The following is a 26,628-nucleotide window of genomic DNA, read 5'->3' on the forward strand; positions in this document are numbered from 1 at the left end:
TACATTTGTCGAGGCAGGACTTTATCTGAATATCACCATGGCTTTGTAAAAGCTGTGTCATTATTTACAAGATTGTCTGATATTACGAATGCAATAAAGAAAACTGAATTAAATTAGACGGGGATCCACGAGAAATTTAGAGAATACACGCGAAAAAATGGCCCTCATGAGTGAGAGCCGAAGATATGTATTAGTGCTGTTGGGTATATCTAGTTCGAAGGTTTGAACTGAGATTTACGCATACGGTTTAGAGCCGCCATTACATCGAGTATTCTTGGTTTTGCTAAGTCACCATATTTCGGCATGTTTGCGTACCATTCATCACTTAGAATTGCGTTGAATTCTTTTGCAGGGTTGTTTGACCAACCCGGCGTTTGTGCAAACTGGAACCAAGCCCAACCAATCGCGTTCACTTCTGAAGTCGACTCTAATTGCTCTAATGCTGAAAGGTCAGCAAATTCCTTACCAAAACGCAGTGACTCTTTGCCTTTCGCGTTAACTCTGAATTTTCCGTCAGTAAGAATGTTCATTAGTGCAGCGCGGTTTAACGAGCGAGGAACAAACGTTTCTAATGCCGTCTCACATTCGTTAGTTCGCTGAGTAGGATGTTGAGCGATCACTTCTTGAGCTTTTTCAGTGACGTCTACGGCTTGGTAGTCGTGCATTTGAATCACAGTATCTGCCACATCTAAGTAATCGCCAGAACCACCCATTACTACGATAGTTGATATGTCCATCTCTTCGCGAAGTTGACCAATACGGTCAACAAGTGGAGTGATAGGCTCAGCCCCTTTTGATACCAGCGCTTGCATACGCTCGTCACGAATCATGAAATTAGTCGCTGACGTATCTTCATCGATAAGGAGCGTTTGTACACCCGCTTCAATCGATTCTTGTAACCAAGCAGCTTGAGATGTAGAGCCAGAAGCATCTTGAGTACTAAAATCAGACGTATCTTTTTGCATCGGTAAATGGTTGATGTAGTTAGATAAGTTCAAGTTATGTACGCATCGGCCATCTTCCGCTCGGATCTTCATTGTATCCGTAGCAGTAACAATGCCTTCACGACCATCACCAGGAATATGGTTGTAGATAGAACGTTCTACGGCGTTCAATAGTGTAGATTTACCATGGAAACCACCACCAACAATCAGTGTGATACCTTTTGGAATACCTAGGCCTGTCACATCACCTTGGTTTGGTGTGTTTAGCGTCACACTCAAAGACTCTGGTGCTAGGAAAGGAACCGCACCTTTCATTGGCAGGTCACAGTTACCTGCAATACGAGGTAATACACTGCCATTTGCAACGAATGCCGCTAGGTTGTTTTCTTCTAATTGAGCACGTAATGCGTCTTGGTCTTCAACAGCTTCACAATGTTTAATCATCGCTTCAATGTTGAGTTCGCGTTCAAGCGTTGCGCGACGAATAAACTTAGGCAAATAGAATGTAATGATGTTAATTGCTTTCTTTGCAAGAATACTGCGACCATCAGCAGGTAGGTTGATACGAAAACGAATTTCGATACCGTGATCAGTGAAAACAACAGCAGTATTGTCTAAAACGGTTTGACCTGTCAGTGCAATAGAGACCGTCGCTTCTTGCTTAGCAAACTCAGAGAAGCTGCGTGCAATAAAATCACGAGCTGCTACTTGGTATTCATAAGATTTTTCTTTAAGCCAATCTAACCCTGTTAACGACCAGGCGCGTGTTGCGCGAAAACGTGAAGATGATGCATACGGGTCACCTTGAACGTGGTCGATGTGTAATTCGAAATCAGCAAAGTCGTATTGACCTTTAATTTGTTGATATGCGCGGAAGTTTTGTTTTTCGAGCTTTTTAAGCTTTGCAGTCAACTGATCCATAACGAGGAATGCCTATATAAAGGGAAGATAAAAACAGAAAGGCGGCGATTATAAAAATCACCACCTTTAGAGTAAAGAGAAAGTAGGCCTAAATCCAAAACTAACTGATCTTTTTCGCTTTAAGCGTAACGAGTTGTCCCTAAATAGTTTTGATTGATTAAGCTGTGTTCGAATTCTTGGCTCGGCATTGGTCTACCGTAAAGATATCCTTGAGCCACATCACAACCCTCATCAATAATAAACTTCTCTTGAACTTCAGATTCTACTCCTTCAATCGTCACTTTTAAGTCGAGCTTTTTGGCTATTTGAACAATAGATCGGACAATTTCTGAGTCTTCATTTGAGTTGAGCATTTGGTCGATGAAACTCTTATCAATCTTAATAACATCAAACGGAAATTTCTTAAGGTAACTGAATGATGCGTAACCGGTACCAAAATCATCTAGTGACAATGTAACGCCAATGTCGTGTAGTGATTCCAATGTATTCTTGGCAACAACTTCATCTGCAATCAGTCCACTTTCAGTGACTTCCAGTTCTAATAAATAGGGCTCAAGGTGGTAAGTTTCTAATAGGTGAACGACTTGTTCTGCAAAGTGGACGTTCTTGAGTTGGACTGCTGACACATTAACAGCCATTTTGAAGTCTTGAACGTGTTTCGACCATTCTTTGGCTTTTTCGATCGCATGACGTAGAACAAAGCTACCGACTTCAAAAATCAAACCGTTTTGCTCAGCCATGTGTATCAAAGTTTCGTTGGAGATGTCTCCCAAAACTGGGTGACGCCAACGTAGTAGAGCCTCTGCACCAACCCAGCGATGAGTTAATGGACAGACTTTGGGTTGAAAATAGAGCATGAGGTCATCATTACGAACGGCCTGTAGTAGGTAACTCTCAATCTTATTGATGTGACTTTGTTCTTCGGCATGGGTTTGCGAGTAGTAAGCAAATTTTTGTCCTGAATCTTTACAAGCAAGCATCGCTTCTGATGACTTTTGCAATACACTTTCCGCATCGTCTTCACTATCCGTTACCGCAATCCCAATAAATGCATGTAAGTGAATTTTATCGTTTTCAATATCGAACTCGGAATGTCCCACTCTAACCAAAGTTTGACAAAGCTCTTCAAGGCGATGGTCTAAATCTTTAACACTGAACGCAAGTACGAGGTCAATCGAAGTAGGGCGCGCGGTTAATACCTCAAGATCGGCTATGCTGTCGATTCGTTGTCGATATTCTACGAGCACTTGATCTAATGCGTTGTAACCATAGCGTGCTTGGATGCGTCTTCCGTTAGTAAATCCAATATGGACGACAGCGAATGAACGGCCAGTTAGCGTTGTTTTGGCTGAAAGTTTGTTGTTTAAGCGGGATTCAAACGCATTGCGGTTTAAAAAACCGGTTCCTAAATCATGATTCTTTTGAAAGTTTATCTTTTGCTCAGCGGCTTTTCGTTTATCAATTTCTTGATTTAAGGAATAGTTGAGGCTTGCGAGATCCTTGGTTCGAGTATAAACGCGATTTTTCAAGTCTCGATTCATTTGAGTCAGCTTAGCGTGTTGAAACAGGGTTTTTAGCTGAGATTCTATAGAGATTCGAAAGCTTTCTAACAGCTTGATGTAGGTAGGTGTGTAATGGTTTTCTTTAGAATCTAAAATACATATGGTGCCGAAAAGCTCACCATTAGGCCATAGCAGCGGAATACCACAGTAAGAAACTAAGCCGAGCTCGACATCTGGGTTGTTTTTCCATTTTGGATCGGCCAAAGCGTTGGGCACAACGAGCTGTTGTTGAGACTCCATAACGCTTTCACAATAAAGCCCGTTTCCCAATATTTCTGTATCGCCTTTCTTATATGGGTTGTTTTCACTGCTGCTAGTAGAGAATACTTCAAGGTAATTGGTGTGAACACGCATGATGAGTGCAGCGGGCACTTGAGTGATTTGAGCTAAAAGGTCAACAATATTTTGCCAACTAGACTCCATATCGTCTGGGATGTCTAAATCTAGAGTTTTGATTTTCTTCATATGACTCCGAGTCTATTATGCTAAATGCATCAACACATCCTGTGTCAATTATGATGAACCAAAAACTGTGAATCTTACGTAAACTAAGTATAAGAAATGTTATAGAAAAAAACCTCTGCAATTTCACAGAGGTTTTCAAATATGAATCTGGGTCTCAGTAATGAGATAAGTTTCAATTAAGGCTTTAACTTTATAAAATCTTCAGTGTTAAGTTTCTGATTATAGTCTACGGATGGCTGAGCAAATCCATTTAACTGCAGAAACTCCTCTTTAAACCCTTTGTAGTCACCCAGGGTTTGGAAGTTATTTCCATCCATAACATCAAGTAACTCTGCAACATGCGCTTGTGTCTCAGGATCTAACTCCCAATCATCCATTCTTATCAGGCGTTCACCATCAAGTGGTACTTTTGATTGGCCATATAATTTGCTGCTAAAAAGACGCTGCATCTGCTGGATACAACCTTCGTGTGTCTCCTTTTCTTTCATTACTTTATACAGAGCAAGTAGGTAAGGACTTAATCCTGGAATGAATACGCTTGCCTTAGTCACCAATGCCTTACAAACCGTCGCGTAAGCGTTACCATCAAAGTTTGCCAACTCAAGGTTGAGCGCGTGGCTGGTTTGGTGAAGATCTATCTTGGCACGACCTAAAGTGCCGTCTAGATAAATAGGGTGTGTCACTTCTGGGCCAACATAAGAAAACGCAATTGTCTTACACCCTGGGGCAATAGATTCTGCGTTAATGAGATCATCTATCCAGTTTTCCCAATCTTCTCCGCCCATTACCTTGAGTGTACTTTCGGCTTCTTCTTCCGTCGCAGCTTCAAGCGTATTGGTCACCCAGTTGTCATGTTGAAGAGAGATGGTGGCGCCGGTAACGCTTTCGCCAATAGGTTTAATCGCGGAGCGCCAGAATTCATCGGAATCGGGTTTAGGTCTAACGCCAGCAGCTAAGCTGTATACAATGAGATCGACTTCACCTTCGAAGTAAGTTTCAATGGCTTCGACAACTTGTGCACGTGTTTCTTTTGAAAAAGCATCTCCAACGATGTTTATCGCAGTACGTTGTTCACGTTCGGCTTCTTTTTTGAAATAGATGTTGTTGTACCAACCGGCGGTCCCTAGCGATTTTTCATTAGGACCACGTTCAAATGAAACACCGATGGTGTCTGCTTTAGCCCCGCCAAAAGTAAGGGCGATACGAGAGGCGAGTCCGAAGCCCGAGGAAGCGCCGAGAATCAGTACTCGTTTAGGGCCATTTTTGATTTGCGGCGCACTCTTAACAAATTTAATTTGTTGCTTGACAGCTTCTTGACAGCCAAGAGGATGAGCGCTTTTGGCTACCACACCCTTGATAATAGGTTCGATCAGCATAAATAACCTTACAGTTAACGGCGATATGCACTCAGGCTAACGTAAAGCTGTGTAAAATTTATTGAGCTAGACCATTAAAACCTAAAGATACTGATATAATTCTTCGGCGACAAATTCAGCGATCCAAGGTTGAGCTTCAGGTTTTGGATGCAATCCATCGTTCATCATCCACTCAGGTTTAAGGATGATATGCTCCAGGAAAAATGGCAAAAGCGGTACATTTTTTTGATCAGCAAGTGACGTGAAAACGTATTCAAATTGTTGGTTATAACGCTTACCGTAGTTAGGTGGGATTTTTATCTGCATCATGATTGGTATGGCGCCCGAGGCTTTTATCTGCTCAATGATTTGGTCTAAATTTGCAGACATAAGCTTAGGTGGGAAGCCACGAAGTCCGTCATTCGCTCCTAGCTCAATAAGAACGGTGTCAGGCGCATGCTCTTCAAGTAGCTGCGGTAAACGTGCTAAACCGTTGCCTGTTGTGTCACCAGAGATACTACCATTAACCACGGTAATCGCTTTATCATGCTTCGTAAGAGCGTCCGGCAGCAAACTTGGCCAACTCTGTTTGATATCCATGTTGTAGCCAGCACTCAAACTATCGCCAAGTATCAATAAAGTAGCGCTTGGAGCTAACGTAGGATTTCGAACTAGCTCAGTATTTTGAGCCAACGAAGCGGTTGAAAATAAAATAAAAAATAAAAAGGAAATTAGTCGAGTCATGCATACATCCATCATAAAAGCAGAAGCTGTTTCCAAGACAGTGTCTACTAATCAAGAACATTTAACAATCTTAGAACACGTCGATATCGATATTCGTGAAGGCGAAACTGTGGCGATTGTGGGGACATCCGGTGTTGGTAAATCGACCTTAATGACTTTGCTTGCGGGTCTTGATGTACCAACAATGGGCGAAATCAGTTTATTAGGTCAGCCTCTATCACAACTTGATGATGAAGCTAGAGCAAAAATCCGCAGTGAATCTGTCGGGTTTGTATTTCAGAGCTTTTTGTTAATCCCAAGTTTATCTGCACTGCAAAATGTCACACTACCTTGTTTGCTTAAAGGTGAAGACGAAGACATCGAACGTGCGACCGCTTTATTAGAGTCTGTCGGATTAAAAGACAGGCTCGATCACTTACCATCTCAACTATCTGGCGGCGAGCAACAAAGAGTAGCTTTAGCCCGTGCCTTTATGATCAAACCAAAAATCTTGTTTGCCGATGAACCTACCGGCAACCTAGACCAACAGACGGCAGCAAAAATTATCGAGCTGTTGTTTGAGCTCAACTCTTCCCACGGAACAACGTTAGTCTTAGTGACACATGATCCTAAGCTTGCACAACGTTGCCAGCGAACTTTGAAAATGCACGTCGGTAATATAGAGGAAGTCTAAATTGAATTCATCAAAGGGACTCAACAAACGCCTGTTTTCATGGAGTATAGAAGAGATTCGACACGGACAACTGTGGCCAGTATCGATCGCTTTAACACTAATTATTGCCTGTGTATTCGCGTTGTCAGCGTTGGCGGAGCGTATGGAACAAGTCATTGTTAAGCAGGGAAAGGATGCTTTAACAGCGGACAGTGTGTTTATTTCGGCGAACCCAATCCCACAGCTCTTACTCGAACTCACTGAAGCTGAGCAGTTAGAAAGCTCCCAATTAACCCGTTTTTCAACCATGGCATTTAGTGACCACTCAATGCAGTTAGTCACGGTTAAGGCTGTTGAAAGCAATTATCCATTACGCGGCGAAATGATACTTCAGCAAGCTAATGATACGTTTAGAAATCACGTAGAGCCGGGGGAACTTTGGCTGGATGAACGTATATTTGCTCAACTTGAAGTTGAAATTGGTGACAATGTCACGATTGGCGATGCGGATTTAACGATAACAGGGCGAATCACCCAAGAGCCTGGGTTGAGCTTTAACCCATTCCAACAGATGCCTGCAGTATTGATACACGAAAGTGATATCGATGCCACGGGTGCAATTCAACCGGGCAGTCGCGTTAGCTTTAGATTGTTTTTGAACGGCGATGAAACACAGCTTAAATCCGCTCAAGACAGTATCGAATTAACACCAAGCGATCGATGGCGCACGCAAGATTCAGCAAGCCGCACCAATGAGATGTTTGAAAGCACCACGCAATACCTGTCACTGACCGTTGCCATCGTGGTGATTATGGCTGCAACGACTTTAGTTTTAACTTGCCAGCACTATGTGGCGAGTCGTCGTAAAACCATCGCGATGCTTAAAAGCTTGGGGGCGAGTAAGCAATGGATCATTAAATGGCTGTCAGTACAGGTCTTTCTACTTGTGGTTATTGGTGCAGTATTAGGCATCGCTATAGGTATAGGCCTAGAGTTTTTGCTTCGAATTCCGCTCGGAGACTTACTGCCAACGCCGCTTCCTAGCTATGGTGCAGAACCTGCTATTTTGGCCATTTTATCTAGTCTTTTGATTGGTGTTCCTGCACTCGGAATTCCATTGATTGGCTTGGTCTCGACCTCAGCAATCAGCGTGATTCAATCGAGCCACCAGTCAAACGAAAGTTATAAGAAGTACTTGTTATTGCTCGTTCCTATTATTCCAATGATGTTGATGTACGGCGATAACTTGTTGGTATGGATAGTCTTAGTGGGTATTGCATGCCTGTTCTTAGTGCTAGCAATAGTGAGTACGGTTGTTCTTCGCCTATTCAGTAAGTTGCCAACGTCAACATCGATGCGCTTGGCGTTAAGCCGAATTAATCGAACACCATTAGCAACGGGCATCCAATTTGGCTCTTTGGCTTTGTCTTTAATGTTGTTATCGATTATTTGGTTAGTAAGAAGCGATTTATTATCCGATTGGCAACAAACCTTACCTGAAAACGCACCCAATGCTTTCGCACTGAATATTGCGAGCTATGAAAAAGACAGTTATCTCGCGACCATTGACTCGAATGAAGTAGAGCGTACTCAAGCATTTCCAATTATTCGTGGACGATTGACGACAATCAATGGCGTAGAGGCAGCAGAATACAGCGATACATCTGATCAGACCGACGCTCTTAGTCGTGAGATTAATTTCACTTGGGGTGATAGTTTGCCTGAATACAATGAGGTGCTAGAAGGCAGTTGGACACAAGGGCAGGGCGTGTCTGTTGAATCTGATGTGGCTGATCAACTTGGATTGAAGATTGATGATGAACTTTCGTTTACCATTAATAGCCAAAGCGTTTCCGCAAAAGTGAATAGCATCCGAGAAGTAGAGTGGCGCGAAATGAAACCGAACTTCTATTTTATCTTTACTCCTGATGTTTTGAGTTCGATTCCGTCAACCTGGCTAGTGAGCTTCAGGCTCGAAGAGCAACACAATCAAATGCTCAACGAACTGTCCCGAAAGCATCCAACCGTCAGTTTGATGGATATTCGTAAAATGGGTAGTAAGATCCAGGAACTACTCAAGCAGATTGTTTGGTCTATTACCGTGCTTGCGGCTTTGGGTGTTGTAGCGGGGCTGTTACTCATTTTTACCTTACTAAGGTTGAGTTTATCCCAAAGACAACAAGAAATACGCTTGTATCGAACTCTAGGGGCAAGTAAGAAGCGGATTCTCAACACGATTTGGTGTGAATATGGCTTAATGGCTTTAGTCGCGGGTTCTATTGCTGCTCTAGGTTCAGAACTTAGCGTAGCCGGTGTAATGAACTTTGGTTTTGAGTTAGAACCATCGCTTCACCCAATGCTCTGGGTTGTTTTACCAATTCTTACTTTCATCACGCTAGCTGCTGTCGTGAATAGTTTGATTAAACGATTGTTAGCGCCAATGAACAAAGATTTTGGTTAAAAACCAACAGACGGCAAGTAAAGATTAAAAATTAACGAAATCGAGTCAAACGGTCTAAAGTGAATTTTTTATACTTAGTCATGCACTATCTATAATACACCGCTTTAGATCGTTTTTTATTTGACCAACTCGTAGTATAAGTAAAAAATTTCACACCTTAAAATCGACATTTTTTAGCATTAATTAAAAGTTATTGAGCAATAATGCCGATTTAATGAACAACGGTTAGTCCCTGTAAACAAAGGGTTTGCGCAACTTAGCAAGAACGTTATCAACAGTTATCCACAAAAACGGTGGATAACTTTAGGGATAAGTTAACATCATTGTTTTACAAGTATTGAGGCAGCCTTTATGTGGCGTCACTTAGGGCAAATTCGACTGTTAGAATAACCTTTAAAACTCTATCTGGAGTTATTGAGTCAAGAGATTATTTATATTTTTTACATAGATATTAATAAGTGCCCAACTAAGACCTTGATAAAAATGTGTTTTAATTCGTCGCAGAACAAAAGTAGAATAGAGACAGTTAATCATATTCTACAGAACACGATGAACCACAACAAAACGGATACAAATCAACCTTCTATTGCCATTGTTGGTGGCGGCATTGCCGGAACGACAAGTGCGATTCACTTTAGTGAGTTGGGTTTTAATGTCACTATCTTGGAAAAAGGGCCGAGTTTGGTTAATGGCCCACCTATTTGCCACCTGCACGCGGGCGGCAATTTGTATCGAGATATTTCTGTAGAGCAATGTCTACAACTTCTCACTCAGTCTATTGATACCGTCCGTTTATTCCCACACACCATCAATATACGCCCAACAATCATTGCTGTGCCGCATAGTGATGGTGGGGAACCAATGGATCTACTTCCTCGTTTAAAGATAATCAAAAACGCTTACGCTGAGCTTGTTAAACAAGATAACAGCAATCAAGTGCTTGGTGACCCGGATGAGTACTACAAACTTTATAGCAAAGATGAGTTGTTAGCCCTTTCTACAAAAACTCAGCCTCTAAAACCGATTTCACTCGACGACTGGTGCATTCCTTTTGCTAAGCATACTAATTTAGATACGCTTAAATACCCGGTCGCAATGGTTCAAGAGTATGGCTGGAGTGTATTTCGACTTTCGGCGACGGCTCAACTGTCTTTAGGTAAGCAACCGAATTGTACTGTGTTGACCAACAGTCGCTTAAAGTCTGTTGAATCGACAGGACAAGGCTGGTCTTTGACTTACTCAGACCATGAAAACCAAAACCAACATCTGACGACTGACTACTTGATCAATGCTAGTGGGTTTGAAACAGGTATTGTGGATGATTTTGTCGGTTCGAAACAACAAAGACTTGTTGAGTTCAAAGCTGCATACGTGACAGAGTGGCCATATTCTCAAGAATGCAAAGAAGAGTGGCCAGAGGTAATCTTCCATGGCCCGAGAGGCACCCCGCAAGGTATGGCGCAATTAACGCCGTATGCTGATGGTGTGTTCCAACTTCACGGTATGACAGAAGGGATTACTCTGTTTGAGGGTGGGCTAGTTTCTTCATCAACAGATTCGTCCCAGCCACAGTTGCCTTCAAAGCTTCTTAAGAAAATCGTATCCGGTTGGAGCGAAGAGCAACTTGAATTAAGAACTCGTGCTGCAATTACGCATATGTCTCAGTTCATCCCAAGTTTTAGTTCTGCAATGGTTGGTGGCAAACCTCTGTTTGGCGCGCAGCAGATTCCAGGAACCGATCCGAGTCTAAGAGCTTCAGATGTTTCATTCTGTGGTGATCGCTATGCTCGACTTGAAGTCGTAAAGGCGTCTTCAACACTAGAGGCCGCGCAGAAGGTTGCTCAACGTTGGTTTGGTGTGACCGAGACTATGCCGATTGAAAGCGCACACTCAGTGACAATGTCACTTAACATAAATGATATTGAAAACAGAGCGATAGACTTGACCAAGGAACGTGGTTACCCGGACGCTCTTGCTAAAATATCAGGGCAAGAGCACCACTAAAAGCTTATTCAGCCTTGTTTGTTACCCAAACCAAGATGCCAAAAGTCAAACCCAGCTTACTAGCAAGTAGTAAGCTGGGTTTATAATTTAAACGCCTTTTTATGCGAACATAGTCGCGGAAGCTTCGAATAGCCATTCTAAACAGAAAAGATCAATAACCAAAAAACTGCGCCCACTGACACCATACATCTTGAAGCCCTAAGCGATCGCCTCTACTAAACGAAATTGGATGCCCTGGTTTGGCTTGTGCCAAGCGCGGTAAGTCGATTCTCGCAACACATCCAATCTTTGGATAACCCCCAATGGTCTGTCTGTCATTGAGCAATACGATCGGTTGCCCATCTCGTGGGATTTGAATCGCACCAAGGGCGATACCTTCGGACAATAGAGAAATATCAGGGGAATCGACTGGCTCGCCATTGAGTCGATAGCCCATTCGATTCGAATTCTGGTCAACGTTATATTGCGTATTATACAACGTCTCTTTTGCTGGTTCTGAGAAGAGGTTGCTTTGGTAACCTTCAATAACTCTTAAATTTACTGGTAGGTTGTAATCCGGTTTATAGCGGAAGGTCACACTCAACGCTTTAAAAGGGCGAGTAATACGATGCTTGGAAAAACCAATTTGTTGCCCTTGTTTACAGGGTTCTCCATCTTGATCAAGCCCACCAATCTGTTCTCTCGTTACAGTCGAACAGCTATGAAGGGTGGAAGGAACATCGAAGCCTCCTTTAATTGCCAAATACGCTCTTAATCCATTTTTAGGTAGACCAAATGAGAGGACTTGTCCTTTAAAAGCTTGGAAAGTACTCCAGTTCCCTAAAAGCATACCATCTAACTTCGCTTGTAGATCGCCGCCGCATAACGCCATCTCACAATCAAAATCTATTTTTAACGCACATTGACCGAGTGTAATTTCCAACGCCGCTAAGTTAACGGCATTTCCTAATAGATAATTAGCCCAACTATAAGAGTAATCATCAACTGGCCCGCCTTGTGTCAACCCAAGGTGAGCGACACCAAATCGGCCAAAGTCTTGAATCAAACTCAAAGGGCCTGGTTTAACTACTGTAAGCGTCGGTTTATTATTTAATTTACCCATATGTGATATCTCCACCAAGCGCTATAAACCTAAGATCCATAAACTCATGTTTTGATATCGCTTTAAAACGGACAGTATCACCTACATTCAGCAGTGATAGCGGAACTTGTGTAGTATCTGCGTTCTTCAATTGGCTGTGGTCAAACAGCGACAAAGGGCAGTTGCCAATAATGTTCCAACCACCTGGTGACTCCGATGGGTAAACCGCCGTTTTTGATCCTGCAATTGCGATACTTCCTTTAGGAACACTTAAACGCGGGGTTGAGTGACGTGGTAACGCAAGCCTACTCACCACATCCGACATAAAGGCAAAGCCGGGAATAAATCCTATCGCGCTGACACTGTAGGTCTGAGAGGTGTGATATTCAATGATATCCTCAATCGATAAGCCTTTCTCCTGATACCTATCTAAATCAAGCGCGGTTTCAGGTGAGTAATAGGCGGGTAGTTCAATAACATTGAGCGTTTCTTGAGTCTCTGAGAAGGAAGAAAGCGCTGCAGCTAATAGCGAATTAAGCTGTTTGATAAACTGTTGCTCTGAGATTCGATAAGGTAAGTAGTCAACCAATATAGTGTGGTAAGCGGGTGTCACATTCATCAATACGGTTGTTAAGTTCTGGCGAATGGCATCAGCAAAATGAGCCATATACTGCGCATTGATCGCATTAGTATCACCTTTTAAATGCGGCAACGTTAACGTGATTAAAACGCTACATTCGGCAACCGGCGCTATATTAAATTCAATCGGATTCGTCGTCATTTCGTTTCCATACATTTTGATATTCTTGTTTTTCAACTTAGCTTTAGCTTTTTAACTTCCATGTCCTAAGTCACATAGGATTTAACAATCATTACTTAATAATTAGCGTGCGATAGACTTACGCTTCGTACTAATTAAACGTATTAAGATCTTGTCTGATTTTTCTAATCAGAGCGATGGATTGAGGGTTATCACCATGCACGCAAATTGTATCTGCCTCAATGGGCAGTCTTTCACCCTCAATCGTCGTTACTGAACCATAATTAACAATTTGCATGACTTGGTTATAGATGTCATCTTGATTAACGTAAACCGAACCTTTCCGGGTTCGCGGCGCAAGTTGGCCATTATTCAAGTACGCTCGATCTGCGAAAGCTTCAAACAAAAGAGGTAAGTCTTGATCATCAGCAATATCTAAATACTGTTGGTTATCAGAAGAAGAGAGAATCATCAGAGGAATATTAAACTCAGCTACCGCTTGAGCGACTGCGTTAAAAACATCGGTGTTCGCCATCATATCGTTATAAAGGGCACCATGAGGTTTCACATACCCAATAGAGGTATGGTGATAGCGGCAAAGCGCTTGTAATGCGCCCACTTGATAACAAACTAATTCACTTATTTCATCCATGGTATGCGGGATTGAGCGACGTCCAAACCCAACCAAATCTTGGTAGCCCGGATGAGCACCAATTTGAGTATGGTAATGCTGCGCAAGTTTGATTGTCTTTGACATCACGTGAGGGTCAGACGCATGGAAGCCACAAGCAATGTTTGCCATATCGACCCATTCCATAACCGACTCATCATCGCCCATTTTCCAGTTGCCGAAACTCTCTCCCATATCGCAATTAAGCAAAATCTTCGTCGTCACTTGTCGCTATTCCTTTAGGTTTGGGTATCTGATGACACTCGTATATATGAATAAATTAAACAGTGACCGAATTCAAATTTTTACTACTGTTAATCTAGCACTCATTATTAATGCAGAGTGAACGCTTAATGTTCGGTTAAAGAATGTTCGATTCTAAATTTTGTGACTGGACCACTCAACATAATCACACGATATATTGAGCCAAATGAAAAGAATGTGGCCAGTTGATGCTCTTTAAAGAGCATCAATGAAACTAGGCGTTTGTGAACTCACTGTAAGTTGTTGTATCATAAGTGATAGGTTGAATATTTTAATTAAAAGGTCTGCTAAACATGAATGTTTTAGTTACAGGTGGCATGGGCTACATTGGTAGTCATACAAGTATCCAAATGATCAATGCAGGCATGACGCCTGTGCTTTTTGATAACTTGTACAACAGCAAACCAAGCGTTCTAGAACGTATCGAGAAAGTGTCTGGTGTTCGCCCTAACTTCATTGAAGGTGATATTCGCAATAAAGCGCTTTTAACTGAGACGATGAAACAACACGACATCGAAGCAGTTATTCACTTTGCGGGTTTAAAAGCAGTTGGTGAATCAGTTGCTAAGCCTCTTGAATACTACGACAACAATGTTAATGGTACGTTAGTTCTTGTTGATGCGATGCGCGAGGCTAATGTTAAAACGTTGGTCTTTAGTTCGTCAGCGACCGTTTACGGTGATCCTGCAAGTGTACCAATTACTGAAGACTTCCCAACAAGTGCGACTAACCCTTACGGGCGCAGTAAGCTAATGGTTGAAGAGTGCTTAACAGATTTCCAAAATGCAAACCCAGATTGGAGCATCACTTTGTTGCGTTACTTTAACCCTGTTGGTTCTCATCCCAGTGGTGAGTTAGGAGAAGATCCACAAGGTATTCCAAACAACCTAATGCCATTCGTATCTCAAGTAGCTGTTGGCCGACGTGAATTCCTGTCTGTATTTGGTAGCGATTACCCAACAAAAGACGGTACTGGCGTACGTGATTACATCCACGTTATGGACCTGTCTGATGGGCACATTGCAGCACTGGAGAAAGTAGGGCGCAAAGATGGTCTTCATATCTACAATCTTGGTACGGGTAACGGTTCAAGTGTGTTAGACATGGTTAAAGCATTCGAACAAGCAAGCGGTAAAGAGATCCCTTACAAGCTAGTTGAACGCCGTCCTGGTGACATCGCAGAGTGTTGGGCAGATCCAGCTAAAGCTCAGAAAGAACTGGGCTGGAATGCAAGCCGCACATTGGCTGAAATGACCGAAGATACATGGCGCTGGCAGTCAACAAACCCGAATGGATTCCCTGGTTAACCTAGTGGTTTCGTGAATGATTCAAAAATTAAAAGATGCTTTCGGGCATCTTTTTTGATCTTAATCGAATAAAAAGTAAATTAGTGGTTAAAAAGTATCATTCTGTATCCGCTGTGTTATTATGCTCGCGAATTATATGTTTAATGTTAATTTTCTTTGGAGTTAATCATGGAACTAGGCCTAATCATCACTTTCATCGTTGCTGCTGCAGTAATGGTTAAAAAAGAGATGGCAGAGAAGTAATTTCACTTATTACCTTTTTTATACAATTTTTTAGTGAAATAAATTAAAAGCCAGCAATTAAGCTGGCTTTTTAGTTTCTGCTGTATCAGATTCTGTCGTTAAGTTTTCTAACGAGTTAGAATTCGTATTTAGCTGAAATACCGTAGTTTCTTTCCGCTTGAGTGTTCTCTTTGTAAAGTTCATCATCACCGCGAATATCATTCCAACGGTAGTACTCTTCGTTAGTTAAGTTGAACACACCACCACGAATCGTCAGATCCTTCATTGGTTTGTAGTAAGCTGTTAAATCAACAACTGTTGCGCTTGGAAGCTCAGCCTGGCCTGCGTTACCGCCACTTTCGTCATCGAAGTTGATGTCTGAACCAGATTTGTCAGCTGTGTAGTTTAACTTAACGCTAGTACCCCAATTTTGGTTTGGCGCATCATAGTTAAGACCTAACACCGCATTCCAAGGGTTAACACTATTTAGTGCATTTCCGTTTCCGTCCTCACCCTCTGTGTATGAAGCTACGAAGTGAGTTGAAATACCCTTAGGCGCACCAACCAAGACATCCCAAAGTAACGTGTTCGAGAATTCAAGCCCCTTTATCGTTGCCGAATCCAAGTTAACGTTAGAATAGTGCGTTGTTCCACCAACCTTTTTCGTAACCACTGTCTCGATAAAGTCATCGTAGTCACTGTAGTAGGCCGCGATTTCAGATGATGAAGCTTGAGTGTTGTGACGATAGCCTAGCTCGTATGAAATACTGGTTTCTGATTTAAGATCTGGATTTGGATCATTTACGTACCCATGTCCAGGGTTATCATATGTATAGTAAAGTTCATCAAAAGAAGGGGCTCTAAAGCCTTGGCTAATTTGGCCAAAAATAGTGCCTGTATCTGTAAGTTTGTATATTGAACCTAAACGACCAGTTACCGCAGAATCTGAGAAATCACTCAACGTCTCAGTGGTGTTGTTACCAGGATCAGTTGAGAAATAGTCAAAGCGTACACCAGGGGTAACAATAAGTTTGTCATTCACTAAGCTAATTTCGTCTTGAATAAACAAGCCAAATTTTTGCTCCTTAGCATCTGGAGTATATACATAAAGTTGGTTATCAGTAGCAGGATCAGAGTTATACTCCATATTGGTGTTGCTGATGTCACTATGTGTATAAGTTGCACCATACACTAGGTAATGGTTGTTAATTTCTTTATCTAGCTGAGTCTCGATTTCAAGCTTATCTTCAGTGTACTCGTAGTCTTTTGTTTGTAAGTTGTCGTTGTTAGCTGGTACCCAAGGTGGCATACCTGGGCCTGCAGGTTTAAAGCGCTTAGTTACACCATTCTCTTCTTTAGAAATGTACGATACTTTACTCGTTACAGTATCGGCAATTGTGCCATCAGCGAACCAAATGTGCTTAATAGCGAATCGATTTTGCGTTGTGTCATCAGCACCTGTATAGCTATCGTAGCTTGAGTGGTAGATGTCAGAGTCTGAAGTATCTTTGATTAGCTCAGCTAAAAACTCGATACGATGACTTTCGTTTAACTGATATTGCAACTTAACCAAAAGATTATCTGCTGAAGTATCTTGACCTTCTACAGCGTAGTTCTCTAAGTCGTTAGGGTTACGGAAGTTTTGCAACTCTTCACCATCTCGACGAGTGTAGGCTACCAATGTTTCTAGGTCATCGAATCGATTAGCTAATGCAACGTGCTCACTGAAAGAGTTATCTTCTGAAGAGTAAGACAGTTTCGCTTGACCGCCAAAGTCTTCTCCATCTTTTAAGAAATCAGAAGGGTCTTTAGTTTCAAAGGCGACAACACCACCAATAGCGTCGCTTCCGTGTAAACTTGAAGCCGCACCTTTGATAATTTCGACACTTTTCAGCATATCGGGATCGATTGAAATACCGCTAGAGTTAATAAATGCGTAAGGGCCACCATCAAATGAACCTGGTTGCGATGAGCCATCCACTAAAATCTTTACGCGCTTACCTTCCATGCCACGAATGTTGATGGTTTGTGCACCTTGTCGAGAGCTCGAGTTCATCGTTACACCTGGAGTGTATTCGAAGATTTCGTTAACATTTTTTGCCATGTTCTCTTCGATTTGCTCATCGGAGATGACTGCAACAGAAGCCGCTGTATTGATAAGTGTTTGATTCGTGCGCGTCGAGGATACAACAACCTCATCAAATAGGGCATAATCTTCAGCAAAGGCTGACGTTGATGAAAGCGCTAAAACGATTGAAGCAGAGAGTAGGGATTGCTTATACATCTGATAGTTACCTTAGTTCCATAGTATTATCTTGATTTGCGAAGATGATATTGGATCTAAATGATAATTACTATTATTTGCATTTAATTAATTTTCAACTTTATCAACTAATTCATAATTAATGCTCTTAATCACTTGTATTAAAAAGACTTATTCAGTTCCATTCATTTTGTGAATGCTTCTGTTTTTGTGATGTAAATCTCAATTTATAGTAGGAAAGCTATGCATAGCCCAATAACACTTGAAGCATTACACATACTAGATGCTATCGATCGTCGTGGAAGTTTCGCCGCAGCAGCGAATGAAATGGACCGAGCGCCATCATCATTGAGTTACCAAATTCAGAAGTTGGAGCAAGATCTAGACATCATGATTTTTGATCGGTCTGGGCATCGTGCAAATTTCACGGAAGCGGGGCAGTTAATACTAGAACAAGGCAGGATAATTCTTGGTGCGACTGAACAACTCGTTAACGATGCGAGTATTCTTGCTAATGGTTGGGAGCTAGATCTAACTATCGCCTTTGATGGTATTATTCCGATTAGTAATTTTTTCTCACTGGTTGATGAACTAGGTAAAATCAGTAAAACACGCGTTCGTTTACAAGAAGAAATCTTAGCTGGATGTTGGGAATCTCTGGCCGATGGCCGAGCTGACTTACTTGTGTGCCCAAAGCTTGATACAATTCCAAACGACATTAAAAGTGACGTAATAGGTAAAATAGAAATGGTTTGGGTGGCAGCATCAAACCATTATGTTCACAAACGTTCTGGTGAGTTCGACCAGAAGGCCAGAGAAAGTTACAGGGTTATTGCAATTGCCGATACAGCACGCGATCAACCCGCACTAAGTATTAATATATTAGAAAAACAACCACGCTTAACCGTAACGAGTTTCCCAGCAAAAGTAGAAGCTCTAACAACAGGGTTAGGCATAGGCACTTTACCGAGTGTTATCGCGGAACCACTGATTGAATCTGGTGTGCTTCAGCGAATTGTAGGAACGGAACCCCAAGCTATTGATATCGTCATGGCTTGGCGACGCAATAAAATGGGCGACGCCAAATCATGGTGTATTCAGCACATTAAAAAGACATGGTCACTCAAGTAACGGCAACACCATATCCGCAGTACCGTCTTCAAAACTAATATCTAGCTCAAACCCCAACTTTTGAGCTAGTGTTAGCATGCCTCTGTTCGTTGGCATCGTCATCCCAGACATTTGCTTGGTCTGCTTTGCTCGGCAGTAGTCGATAACTTTAGTCAGAAGAATTCGACCTAATCCGACACCTTTCAGATCAGACCTAATTAATATCGCAAACTCTGCATCTGTGTTTTCTGGGTTAATTAGCGCTCTTGATACACCGATAATAGCCGGAACACCTTGTTCTTTGCGAACAACCACAAAAGCAATTTCTCTGTCGAAATCAATCTGAGTAAAATTAGCCAATGCCTCATGATTGAATTCACCCACATCACTAAAAAAACGCTTATAAAGATCTTCTTTCGATACTCTATTAATGAAGTCTGCGTGAAGTGGTTCATCTTCAGGGAGAATAGGGCGTAACAGCACCTCTGTGCCATCCTTGAGTTGAATGTTTTCTTCGAGCTCTACAGGATAAGGACGTATTGCCAACCGTTCTTGAGGATCACCTTCATAAGCTTTCAAGATAATATCTGCGTCTAATATTGTGAACTTGTCTCCATTGGCTAGTACTGGATGGATATCCAAATCATGTATTTCAGGGCAATCAACCACCATTTGAGATATACGAACCAGCAGTTCTGAGAGTCCCTCTATATCAATCGGATTAGGAAGCTTTTGCAGACGAATTTTGCCACTTTTTATTGCTCGAATGATTAGGTAACGAGCCAGTGTCATATTAAGTGGTGGAAATGCAGCTGCCGCATCAATCGATTCATCCCACTCTGAACCTCCTTGACCAAGTAAAATAATAGGGCCAAAAGTCTCATCGGTCGTGACCTTTACACGTAGTTCTTGCCCGCCCGCGAGTTTCGCCATTCCTTGAATCAACAAACCATGTATATGCGCCGTAGGGTACGACAGCTGAGAACGATCAAGGATCGCTTGAGCAGCATTAGCCACTTCATTACTGTTTCGTAAGTTGAGCATTACACCTTGCACATCTGATTTATGCGCAATGTCTGGAGAACGAAGTTTAACGGCAACTGGGTAACCAATCGTTTCAGCAATGTGTACCGCTTCACTTGGGTCTGAAGCAATCCAAGTTGGTAAGACATCAAGATTGAAGTGTTTGAAAAACTGACTGTTTTGGTGAGTATCAAGACTAACTGTTTCTTTATCCAGTAGTTGTCGCTCTATCCAATTTCTCGCATCAGCTAAATCTTCAATATGAACTTTCTCAGCTGTGGTCGGTGTTTCCATCAATTGGCGTTGGTTACGTCTGTATTCGACCAAGTGCATGAAAGCAACGACTGAACTTTCTGGTGTTCGATACGTTGGAATCCCGGCTTCTGTAAAAAGTTTTCTTGCAGGCCTTGCTGTCAGCTCGCCCGACCAATTGGTTAGAATGTTAAATCGCTTATGTCGAGGGTGTTTTTTAATTGCTTTAATAATTCGCTCAGCTGTCTGGGCTGAATGAGCAATCGCAGAAGGGCTGTGCATAATAAGAATCGCGTCAGCTTCATCCCCGTCGAGTAGTGCATTTAGTGTATCGATATAACGCTGATCACCCGCATCACCAACAATATCAATCGGGTTGCTGTGTGACCAACTCGATGGCAAGACTTTGTTTAATTTTTCTAGTGTTTGTTCTGATAAATCAGCGAGTTTGCCGCCACGATCAAATAAAGTATCCACGGCCATAATTGCGGGGCCACCACCATTGGTAACAATAGCAAGACGCTCGCCACGTAAGGGCACCGAATGAGTCAGTGTTTCTACCGCGGCAAACAGCTCATGTAAGTTCTTAACTCGTAACATACCGCTACGTCGAATAGCTGAGTCATAGATAATATCTAATGTGTCAGCACCACCAGTATGCGCTATGGCAGCGGCTCGACCTTTCGCTGTTCGACCTCCTTTCAACACCAGAATTCGTCGGTTACGAGATGCTGCACGCGCAGCCGAAATAAAGCGTCTTGCATCTTTAATGCTGTCAACATAAAGCAAGATGGCTTCAGTGTGAGAATCAGTACTGAGATAATCCAACAGTTCAGAGAACTCAATATCACTGCCGTTGCCGATCGAGATAAATGCAGAAAAACCGATTTCTTTGTCGTTCGCCCAATCGAGAATGGTGGTACAAACAGCGGCAGATTGAGAAACAAAAGCAATTTTACCGGGCAGCGCAGTCACGGGAGAGAAAGAGGCATTCAACTTTAACCACGGAACAATGATGCCAAGGCTATTTGGGCCAAGCACTCGGATGTTATGTTTTTTGGCTATAGTTAGGCATCGAGAATCAATTGTTTCGCCGTTGTCACTTATTTGGTGCATGTCTGATGACAGAACGATCACGGAGGCAATGCCTTTCTCAGCTAACTCTTCAAAAATGGCCACATTTCGCATAGCATTAGTACATAAAACCGCGAGGTCAGGAACGATAGGAAGCGATAGAATGTTCTTGTAAGAAAGTACGCCAGCAACAGAGTCGTATTTTGGCGTAACAGGCATCACTGCACCTTTGAAATCCCCGTGTAATAGGTTGTTCATAACGATATATCCCGCTCGTGTTTCTTGTTGGGAAGCACCAACAACGGCAATCGAACGGGGTTTAAGTAGGGGATCAAGATGATTCATAGACATATCCTAGCAATGCACGTAAGTTCATCGTAACTTACTTTCCCCTTGCGGGTTGATGGCAAATTCACCGAATTAAGATGAATAAGCAAACACTGCATAAAGTTTGTGAAATAGGTCACCCACTAATGGTGTATAATATCAAAGTTAACTTGATTCTAAACCGACGTATCGGCATGATTTATAGTAATTATTATTAAGGATATAGAGCTTTCCATGAAAAAATTTGCAATTGTGACTTTGCCACTGCTCTTGGCTGCATGTGTATCAGACGATTACGTTACAAATGTAACTTCAGATAGCTATCAAGAAGAGTACAAAACTGCCAAAGTTGAAGCTCCAGTTGTATCTCAGTCTGAGCAAACAGGCGTTGTAGAAGAGAATGTCGTCAACGTTATTAAGTCAGAGCCTGTTGAACAAAAAGTGACTCAAACAACGAGAACTAAGCCAGTAGCAACAGTGACTGGTCCAACTCAGAAACAACAAGATATGAACCAGCGCTTTGGTTACACGGTTCAAGTCGTTGCTGTTGGCAGCCAGAGCAAGGTCGACTCTTTCGTGAAAATGCTACCAACGACTTCACAACCCGTTTGGGAAAACTACAAAATGGTTAACGGTACTAAGTGGTTCACAGTTCTTTATGGTGACTACGCGACACGCTTAGAAGCTAAGAAAGCAATTTCGACCCTGCCAGCAACTTTCCAAAATCTGAAACCATTCGTTAAGAGCATTGATGACATCAAGAACTCTGAATACCCAACGCTTAACAAGTTAAACTAAGTTTTAATTCAGAAAGAGGGAGCAAATTGCTCCTTCTTTTGTTTTATGACGAGCCGTTTTGTCTAATAGTTAATCGCTCGATCTTTAGATGGCGATTTTAGCTTTCAAAACACTGTACCTATTTCGACTTTTGTTTATCATTGAAGTCAGTATTCCTAGTTTCAAGGACCGAATTTACCCATGAACACCACAAACATCCTTCTTCTTTGCGGCGGTGGATCTTCAGAGCATGAAGTGTCTTTAGTTTCAGCCAATTATCTTTTTACACAGCTCGACAGCGTTGCTGATTTTAACGTTGTGAGAGTTGAAATTAAGAGTGAAGGTTGGTGTCTAGATTCTGGTGAATTAGTTTACCTTGATATTAACGATCAAACACTACGTGGCGATAACTTCGAGTCTAAAGTCGAATTCATTGTACCTTGTATTCACGGGTTTCCTGGCGAAACAGGTGACATCCAGTCATTGTTTGAAATGGCTAAGATTCCGTATCTAGGTTGTGGCTCTGAAGCGAGTAACAATAGCTTTAACAAGATCACTTCAAAGCTTTGGTACGATGCACTTGGTATCCCAAACACACCTTACTTGTTCCTATCAGACAACACAGAACAAACACACGCACAAGCAACCCAAGCTTTTGAAACTTGGGGGAAAGTCTTCGTAAAAGCCGCTCGCCAAGGCTCTTCTGTTGGTTGTTACCAGGTAAATGAAGTTGAAGAACTGAGTGAAGCGATCGATAAGGCGTTTACCTTCTCAGATCAAGTACTTATTGAAAAGTCAGTCGTACCAAGAGAGCTAGAAGTTGCCGCATATGAAATCGATGGTGAGCTACACATTAGTAAGCCAGGCGAAGTGATTGCACCAAATGGCGCATTCTACTCATATGAAGAGAAATACAGCGCAGACAGTCACTCAATCACTGAAGTGGAAGCAAGTAATCTAACGGATGAGCAGCGTGAATTGATTGCAGACAGTGCACGCAAAGTATTTACACAAATGAAGCTACGTCACTTGTCTCGTATTGATTTCTTCTTAACGCAAGACAACGAGATCTACCTAAATGAAGTCAATACTTTCCCAGGTATGACGCCAATTTCTATGTTCCCTAAAATGGTTGAACACGATGGACATAAATTTAGCCAGTTCTTAGAAAACTGCGTAAGAACCAGTCTTGCTTAGTTCGCTTTATACCAAACGAATCTAAACGGTTATCTGCATAGTGCCTTGAGCTTGATCAACAAGGTACTAGCCGTTTTATAACAAGTCATACCTTGGGTCACGCGATAATTTGATCGTTATGCGTTTGCTGATCTCGTTAGCGGTTGTACCTTTGCATTATCAACTTATTGCCAAGGTACAATCGCTTTAAATTTCATTTTCTCGCTCTCAGCAGTACCGGTATAGCCCACATATTGCGCGGGCATTGCAGGACTGAGCCAACGTCCAAAATCCTGAATCTCTCTTACCTTAAGACCCTGTTTTGATAACTCTTGTGCGGCACCCACACGAATCGAGTTACCTGAAAAATGGTGGTTATCTGCTAAACCTAGTATATCACTCGCTCTTCTTAATATTCGGTATATAGAAGAATCATCCAAAGGTTGAAGCCTAATATTTTCGTGCTTATCTATTGCACGAAACATAGGAAGTTCATCTTCTGAACCAGTAAAAGAAAGCCATCGCTGTAGTGCAACACTAGCCACTTGTGACAGCTTGTAAGCCGAATCCTTAATGGTTATCTGATAGCCTTCATCGTAACTCTCGATATCATTCATCTTTAACGCTTTAAGCTCAGAACGTTTTAACGCACACTCGAACATCACATTATAGATAGCAATATCACGAACCTCTTTTAAGTTTGCTTTTTGATGAGAAAGCAACATGTTCAATTCAGTCAGGTGTGCAGATGTCATCGCATTAGTTTGTTTAGCGTCACCGGCCATTTGAGCTTGCAAGTGGAGTAGGGTAAAACGAACTTGCCTATGTTTAATCGGGTTGGCAAAGTTAAGCACAGTATGCAACAAACTAAGTGTTGCAGTGTAACGTTTTAGAGAGGCGTACTTTCTGTCATTGGATTCAGTTTCGAGGAAACGACGAACAGCAGTAATAGATGCAGGGAGTGTGTTGATACGATGTTTAGTACAGAACGCATGGTAGCGATTCCAATCACTATAGATACCTAACAGTGAATTATGAGAGTACTGATGTCCTGTTAACTCATCTATAATTTCAATTGTCGCTTTGCTGTTTAATTTTTCAACAAATGAATTAATTGTCACAAAGTCAGTTAAAATAGGGACTTTTTTTCTCAAATTACCGTACCTGAACAGCTGTTTTTACCATATTATGCTTGATATCATTAAAAGTATACTTATGATTAATGCAGTGAAAACAAAAAGATGATTAATAGATATGGCTAATTCAATTTACCGAAGCGTCCATCTTCAGTCGATAGATGCAAATAACACGGTTTGGCGTGCGAAGTTAAAAAACAATGTTATTCAAGGCAATCTAGCTGCCGTGAAGAAGAGTATTGATTGGTGGATTGACACCGCATCTATTATTGATCCAAAAGAGTTCACAGCGTTAAGTAAGTCCAGAGGAGCTGGCGGCGCAAGTGAAAACTTTAACGGCTACCAGATAAAGAATGACACCGGAGAGCCTAATGCGTGGTATTGCATGTTTAACGGTCGCTTAATTAAAGGCGGCAAAATTGCAATCCAACGTCATATAGAAGCTTACTTACTCGCTAAACAAAAAGCAGAGCAACAAAAGAAGTAATTTATGAGCCTAGTATATTCAACAGAAACAGGTCGCATTAAACCTGAAGAAGAGAAAGTCCAACGTCCTAAAGGCGATGGTATCGTTCGAATCCAAAAAGAAACCAAAGGCCGCAAAGGCAAAGGCGTTTCTGTCGTAACAGGCTTAGATCTAGATGACGCACCATTGAAACTAATGGCTGCAGAACTTAAAAAAGTATGTGGTTGCGGTGGCTCTGTAAAAGATGGCAACATAGAGATTCAAGGCGACGCTCGCGACAAGATTAAAGCGCACCTTGAAAAGAAAGGCTACAAAGTTAAGTTTGCTGGCGGTTAAGCTCTAACTAATGCCAGGGGTAAAATCGAAGATTATTATCACTGGTTATTAGGTATTTTATGGTAAATAGCCAACATGGTTAAATACACAGTATAAATCAGAGAATACCGACACCAAATAAAGGCAGGGCATCACACAAAGATACCTGCCTTATAAACGTCAAATCATATTTAACATAACGTACATAATACGCACTTAGGTTGTAAACCCCAGATAGTAATGTCACTATTTTCTAAAGTTAAAATGTCCCTTTAGCTCATCACCACTAGGCTTAATTGATATTGGTAAACGCTATGGACATAACAACATGCTGGTGACTATGAGTGATTCAGAGATCAATCGTTTTAAAGTAATTGAATATGTGTGTCAGCGACGGATACGTCGGGCCGATGCTGCCGAGATCCTCAGCTTGAGTGTCCGTCACATCCAACTCCTGATGAACCGACTTCGTAAATACGGTGCGAGCGGATTGGCTCATCGCGCTCGCGGTAAGCCTAGCAATCATCGTTATTCAAGTGGTTATCGAAACTCGGTGCTAAGCCTTGTCCGTGAAAACTACAGCGACTTCTCACCAACACTCGCTCAAGAAAAGTTATCTAAGCTGCACAACTTGCCCATATCAAACGAAACTTGACGTCAATGGATGATCGCCGACGGACTGTGGCTTCCACATTCACAACGCAAACCTCGGGTCTATCAGCCTCGTTACCGTCGTGATTGCTTGGGTGAACTTATCCAAATTGACGGCTCCCATCATGACTGGTTTGAAGGCAGCTGTGACAAATGCTGCCTATTGGTGTTCATTGATGATGCGACTGGCCGTCTGATGAACCTAAGATTCAGCGAGACAGAATCCGCGTTTGACTACATGATGACCACGTGTGAATACCTCAATGAGCACGGCAAGCCCATCGCATTTTACAGTGATAAGCACTCTATTTTTCGAGTGAATCAGGAGAAACACAAACAAGTTGGCCAAACTCAATACGGGCGCGTGTTGAAAGAACTGGCGATAGAACTCATCTGTGCCAACAGCTCCCAAGCCAAAGGCCGCGTTGAGTTCGCTTTTCTACAACGTTGTTTAAGTTGTTAGCCGAAAAAGTTTCGAGAAGTAGAATTGTCAAATTTGTAGCACGAATATGGTACAGGTTTTAGCCAATAAACCATTTTATAACAATGGTTTAAGTCGATATCGATAAAGGTTGAGGCTCATAAAAGTCCTAATTATAACTCCAGCCATATAAAAGTGACACTGCAACTAAAGCGCATGCAAAGA

General features: G+C 42.0%; 19 protein-coding genes and 1 pseudogene. 10 read left to right on the top strand and 10 right to left on the bottom strand.

The window, feature by feature from the left end; translation table 11 throughout:
* Positions 1–209 precede the first annotated feature (209 nt).
* The 4 genes from IQO02_RS14770 to IQO02_RS14785 form a co-directional block, all read right to left on the bottom strand.
* Complete coding sequence (locus IQO02_RS14770; RefSeq protein ID WP_010429631.1) at positions 210–1,865, bottom strand: ABC-ATPase domain-containing protein; 1,656 nt, start codon at positions 1,863–1,865, stop codon at positions 210–212.
* Positions 1,866–1,984: 119 nt separating this feature from the next.
* A complete protein-coding gene (locus IQO02_RS14775; RefSeq protein WP_016788249.1) occupies positions 1,985–3,892 on the bottom strand; it encodes a GGDEF and EAL domain-containing protein in 1,908 nt (635 codons plus the stop codon).
* A 176-nt stretch (positions 3,893–4,068) separates the two neighbouring features.
* Complete coding sequence (gene fabV, locus IQO02_RS14780; RefSeq protein WP_016788250.1) at positions 4,069–5,268, bottom strand: enoyl-ACP reductase FabV; 1,200 nt, start codon at positions 5,266–5,268, stop codon at positions 4,069–4,071.
* An 81-nt stretch (positions 5,269–5,349) separates the two neighbouring features.
* On the bottom strand, positions 5,350–5,991 hold the full coding sequence (locus IQO02_RS14785) for an arylesterase (RefSeq protein WP_016788251.1): 642 nt from the start codon (positions 5,989–5,991) through the stop codon (positions 5,350–5,352).
* Here IQO02_RS14785 and IQO02_RS14790 point away from each other — a divergent pair.
* From IQO02_RS14790 to IQO02_RS14800, 3 genes are all read left to right on the top strand, one after another.
* Positions 5,990–6,664 carry an ABC transporter ATP-binding protein gene (locus IQO02_RS14790; RefSeq protein WP_102282491.1) on the top strand — a complete coding sequence of 225 codons (675 nt, stop codon included), beginning with the start codon at positions 5,990–5,992 and terminating at the stop codon, positions 6,662–6,664. The genes IQO02_RS14785 and IQO02_RS14790 overlap by 2 nt on opposite strands.
* 1 nt (position 6,665) lies before the next feature.
* A complete protein-coding gene (locus IQO02_RS14795) occupies positions 6,666–9,104 on the top strand; it encodes an ABC transporter permease (RefSeq protein ID WP_029189175.1) in 2,439 nt (812 codons plus the stop codon).
* 549 nt (positions 9,105–9,653) lie between these two features.
* Positions 9,654–11,108 carry an FAD-dependent oxidoreductase gene (locus tag IQO02_RS14800; protein WP_010429644.1) on the top strand — a complete coding sequence of 485 codons (1,455 nt, stop codon included), beginning with the start codon at positions 9,654–9,656 and terminating at the stop codon, positions 11,106–11,108.
* 151 nt (positions 11,109–11,259) lie between these two features.
* Here the strand turns inward: IQO02_RS14800 and IQO02_RS14805 are convergent, their stop codons facing one another.
* The 3 genes from IQO02_RS14805 to IQO02_RS14815 form a co-directional block, all read right to left on the bottom strand.
* Positions 11,260–12,210: a biotin-dependent carboxyltransferase family protein gene (locus IQO02_RS14805; protein WP_010429646.1), complete on the bottom strand. Its 951-nt coding sequence runs from the start codon at positions 12,208–12,210 to the stop codon at positions 11,260–11,262.
* A complete protein-coding gene (locus IQO02_RS14810; RefSeq protein WP_010429648.1) occupies positions 12,203–12,970 on the bottom strand; it encodes a 5-oxoprolinase subunit B family protein in 768 nt (255 codons plus the stop codon). Before IQO02_RS14810 ends, IQO02_RS14805 begins: the two co-directional genes overlap by 8 nt.
* A 130-nt stretch (positions 12,971–13,100) precedes the next feature.
* Complete coding sequence (locus IQO02_RS14815; RefSeq protein ID WP_010429651.1) at positions 13,101–13,844, bottom strand: 5-oxoprolinase subunit PxpA; 744 nt, start codon at positions 13,842–13,844, stop codon at positions 13,101–13,103.
* A gap of 332 nt (positions 13,845–14,176) precedes the next feature.
* Here IQO02_RS14815 and galE point away from each other — a divergent pair, with 332 nt between their 5' ends.
* Positions 14,177–15,190, top strand: a complete 1,014-nt coding sequence (gene galE / locus IQO02_RS14820) for a UDP-glucose 4-epimerase GalE (protein ID WP_010429653.1) — start codon at positions 14,177–14,179, stop codon at positions 15,188–15,190.
* Between the two features lie 358 nt (positions 15,191–15,548).
* Here galE and IQO02_RS14825 read toward each other — a convergent pair whose 3' ends face one another.
* Positions 15,549–17,696, bottom strand: coding sequence for a TonB-dependent hemoglobin/transferrin/lactoferrin family receptor (locus IQO02_RS14825; RefSeq protein WP_016799349.1), 2,148 nt, complete (start codon positions 17,694–17,696; stop codon positions 15,549–15,551).
* 222 nt (positions 17,697–17,918) lie between these two features.
* Between IQO02_RS14825 and IQO02_RS14830 the strand changes: the two genes are divergently transcribed.
* The gene (locus IQO02_RS14830; RefSeq protein WP_010429659.1) at positions 17,919–18,806 is read left to right on the top strand and encodes a LysR family transcriptional regulator; all 888 of its coding nucleotides are present in this window, start codon (positions 17,919–17,921) and stop codon (positions 18,804–18,806) included.
* Here the strand turns inward: IQO02_RS14830 and IQO02_RS14835 are convergent.
* Positions 18,795–21,479 carry a bifunctional acetate--CoA ligase family protein/GNAT family N-acetyltransferase gene (locus tag IQO02_RS14835; RefSeq protein WP_010429661.1) on the bottom strand — a complete coding sequence of 895 codons (2,685 nt, stop codon included), beginning with the start codon at positions 21,477–21,479 and terminating at the stop codon, positions 18,795–18,797. The genes IQO02_RS14830 and IQO02_RS14835 overlap by 12 nt on opposite strands.
* Positions 21,480–21,695: 216 nt before the next feature.
* On the opposite strand from IQO02_RS14835, the gene IQO02_RS14840 reads away from it, so the two are divergent.
* On the top strand, positions 21,696–22,259 hold the full coding sequence (locus IQO02_RS14840) for an SPOR domain-containing protein (protein ID WP_010429664.1): 564 nt from the start codon (positions 21,696–21,698) through the stop codon (positions 22,257–22,259).
* Positions 22,260–22,439: 180 nt separating this feature from the next.
* Positions 22,440–23,435, top strand: a complete 996-nt coding sequence (locus tag IQO02_RS14845) for a D-alanine--D-alanine ligase (RefSeq protein ID WP_016799348.1) — start codon at positions 22,440–22,442, stop codon at positions 23,433–23,435.
* A gap of 164 nt (positions 23,436–23,599) precedes the next feature.
* Here the strand turns inward: IQO02_RS14845 and IQO02_RS14850 are convergent, their stop codons facing one another.
* Positions 23,600–24,568: a tyrosine-type recombinase/integrase gene (locus IQO02_RS14850; protein WP_010429669.1), complete on the bottom strand. Its 969-nt coding sequence runs from the start codon at positions 24,566–24,568 to the stop codon at positions 23,600–23,602.
* 100 nt (positions 24,569–24,668) lie between these two features.
* Here IQO02_RS14850 and IQO02_RS14855 point away from each other — a divergent pair, with 100 nt between their 5' ends.
* The 3 genes and pseudogenes from IQO02_RS14855 to IQO02_RS14865 form a co-directional block, all read left to right on the top strand.
* Positions 24,669–25,037 carry a DUF3319 domain-containing protein gene (locus IQO02_RS14855; RefSeq protein ID WP_010429671.1) on the top strand — a complete coding sequence of 123 codons (369 nt, stop codon included), beginning with the start codon at positions 24,669–24,671 and terminating at the stop codon, positions 25,035–25,037.
* Positions 25,038–25,040: 3 nt separating this feature from the next.
* Positions 25,041–25,352: a stress response translation initiation inhibitor YciH gene (yciH, locus tag IQO02_RS14860; protein WP_008221404.1), complete on the top strand. Its 312-nt coding sequence runs from the start codon at positions 25,041–25,043 to the stop codon at positions 25,350–25,352.
* A gap of 319 nt (positions 25,353–25,671) precedes the next feature.
* A pseudogene (locus IQO02_RS14865) lies at positions 25,672–26,418 on the top strand (ISNCY family transposase); the annotation flags it as partial.
* Between the last annotated feature and the right edge of the window lie 210 nt (positions 26,419–26,628).

This window comes from Vibrio sp. OPT24, from assembly GCF_015163545.1.
Lineage (GTDB): Bacteria > Pseudomonadota > Gammaproteobacteria > Enterobacterales > Vibrionaceae > Vibrio > Vibrio cyclitrophicus.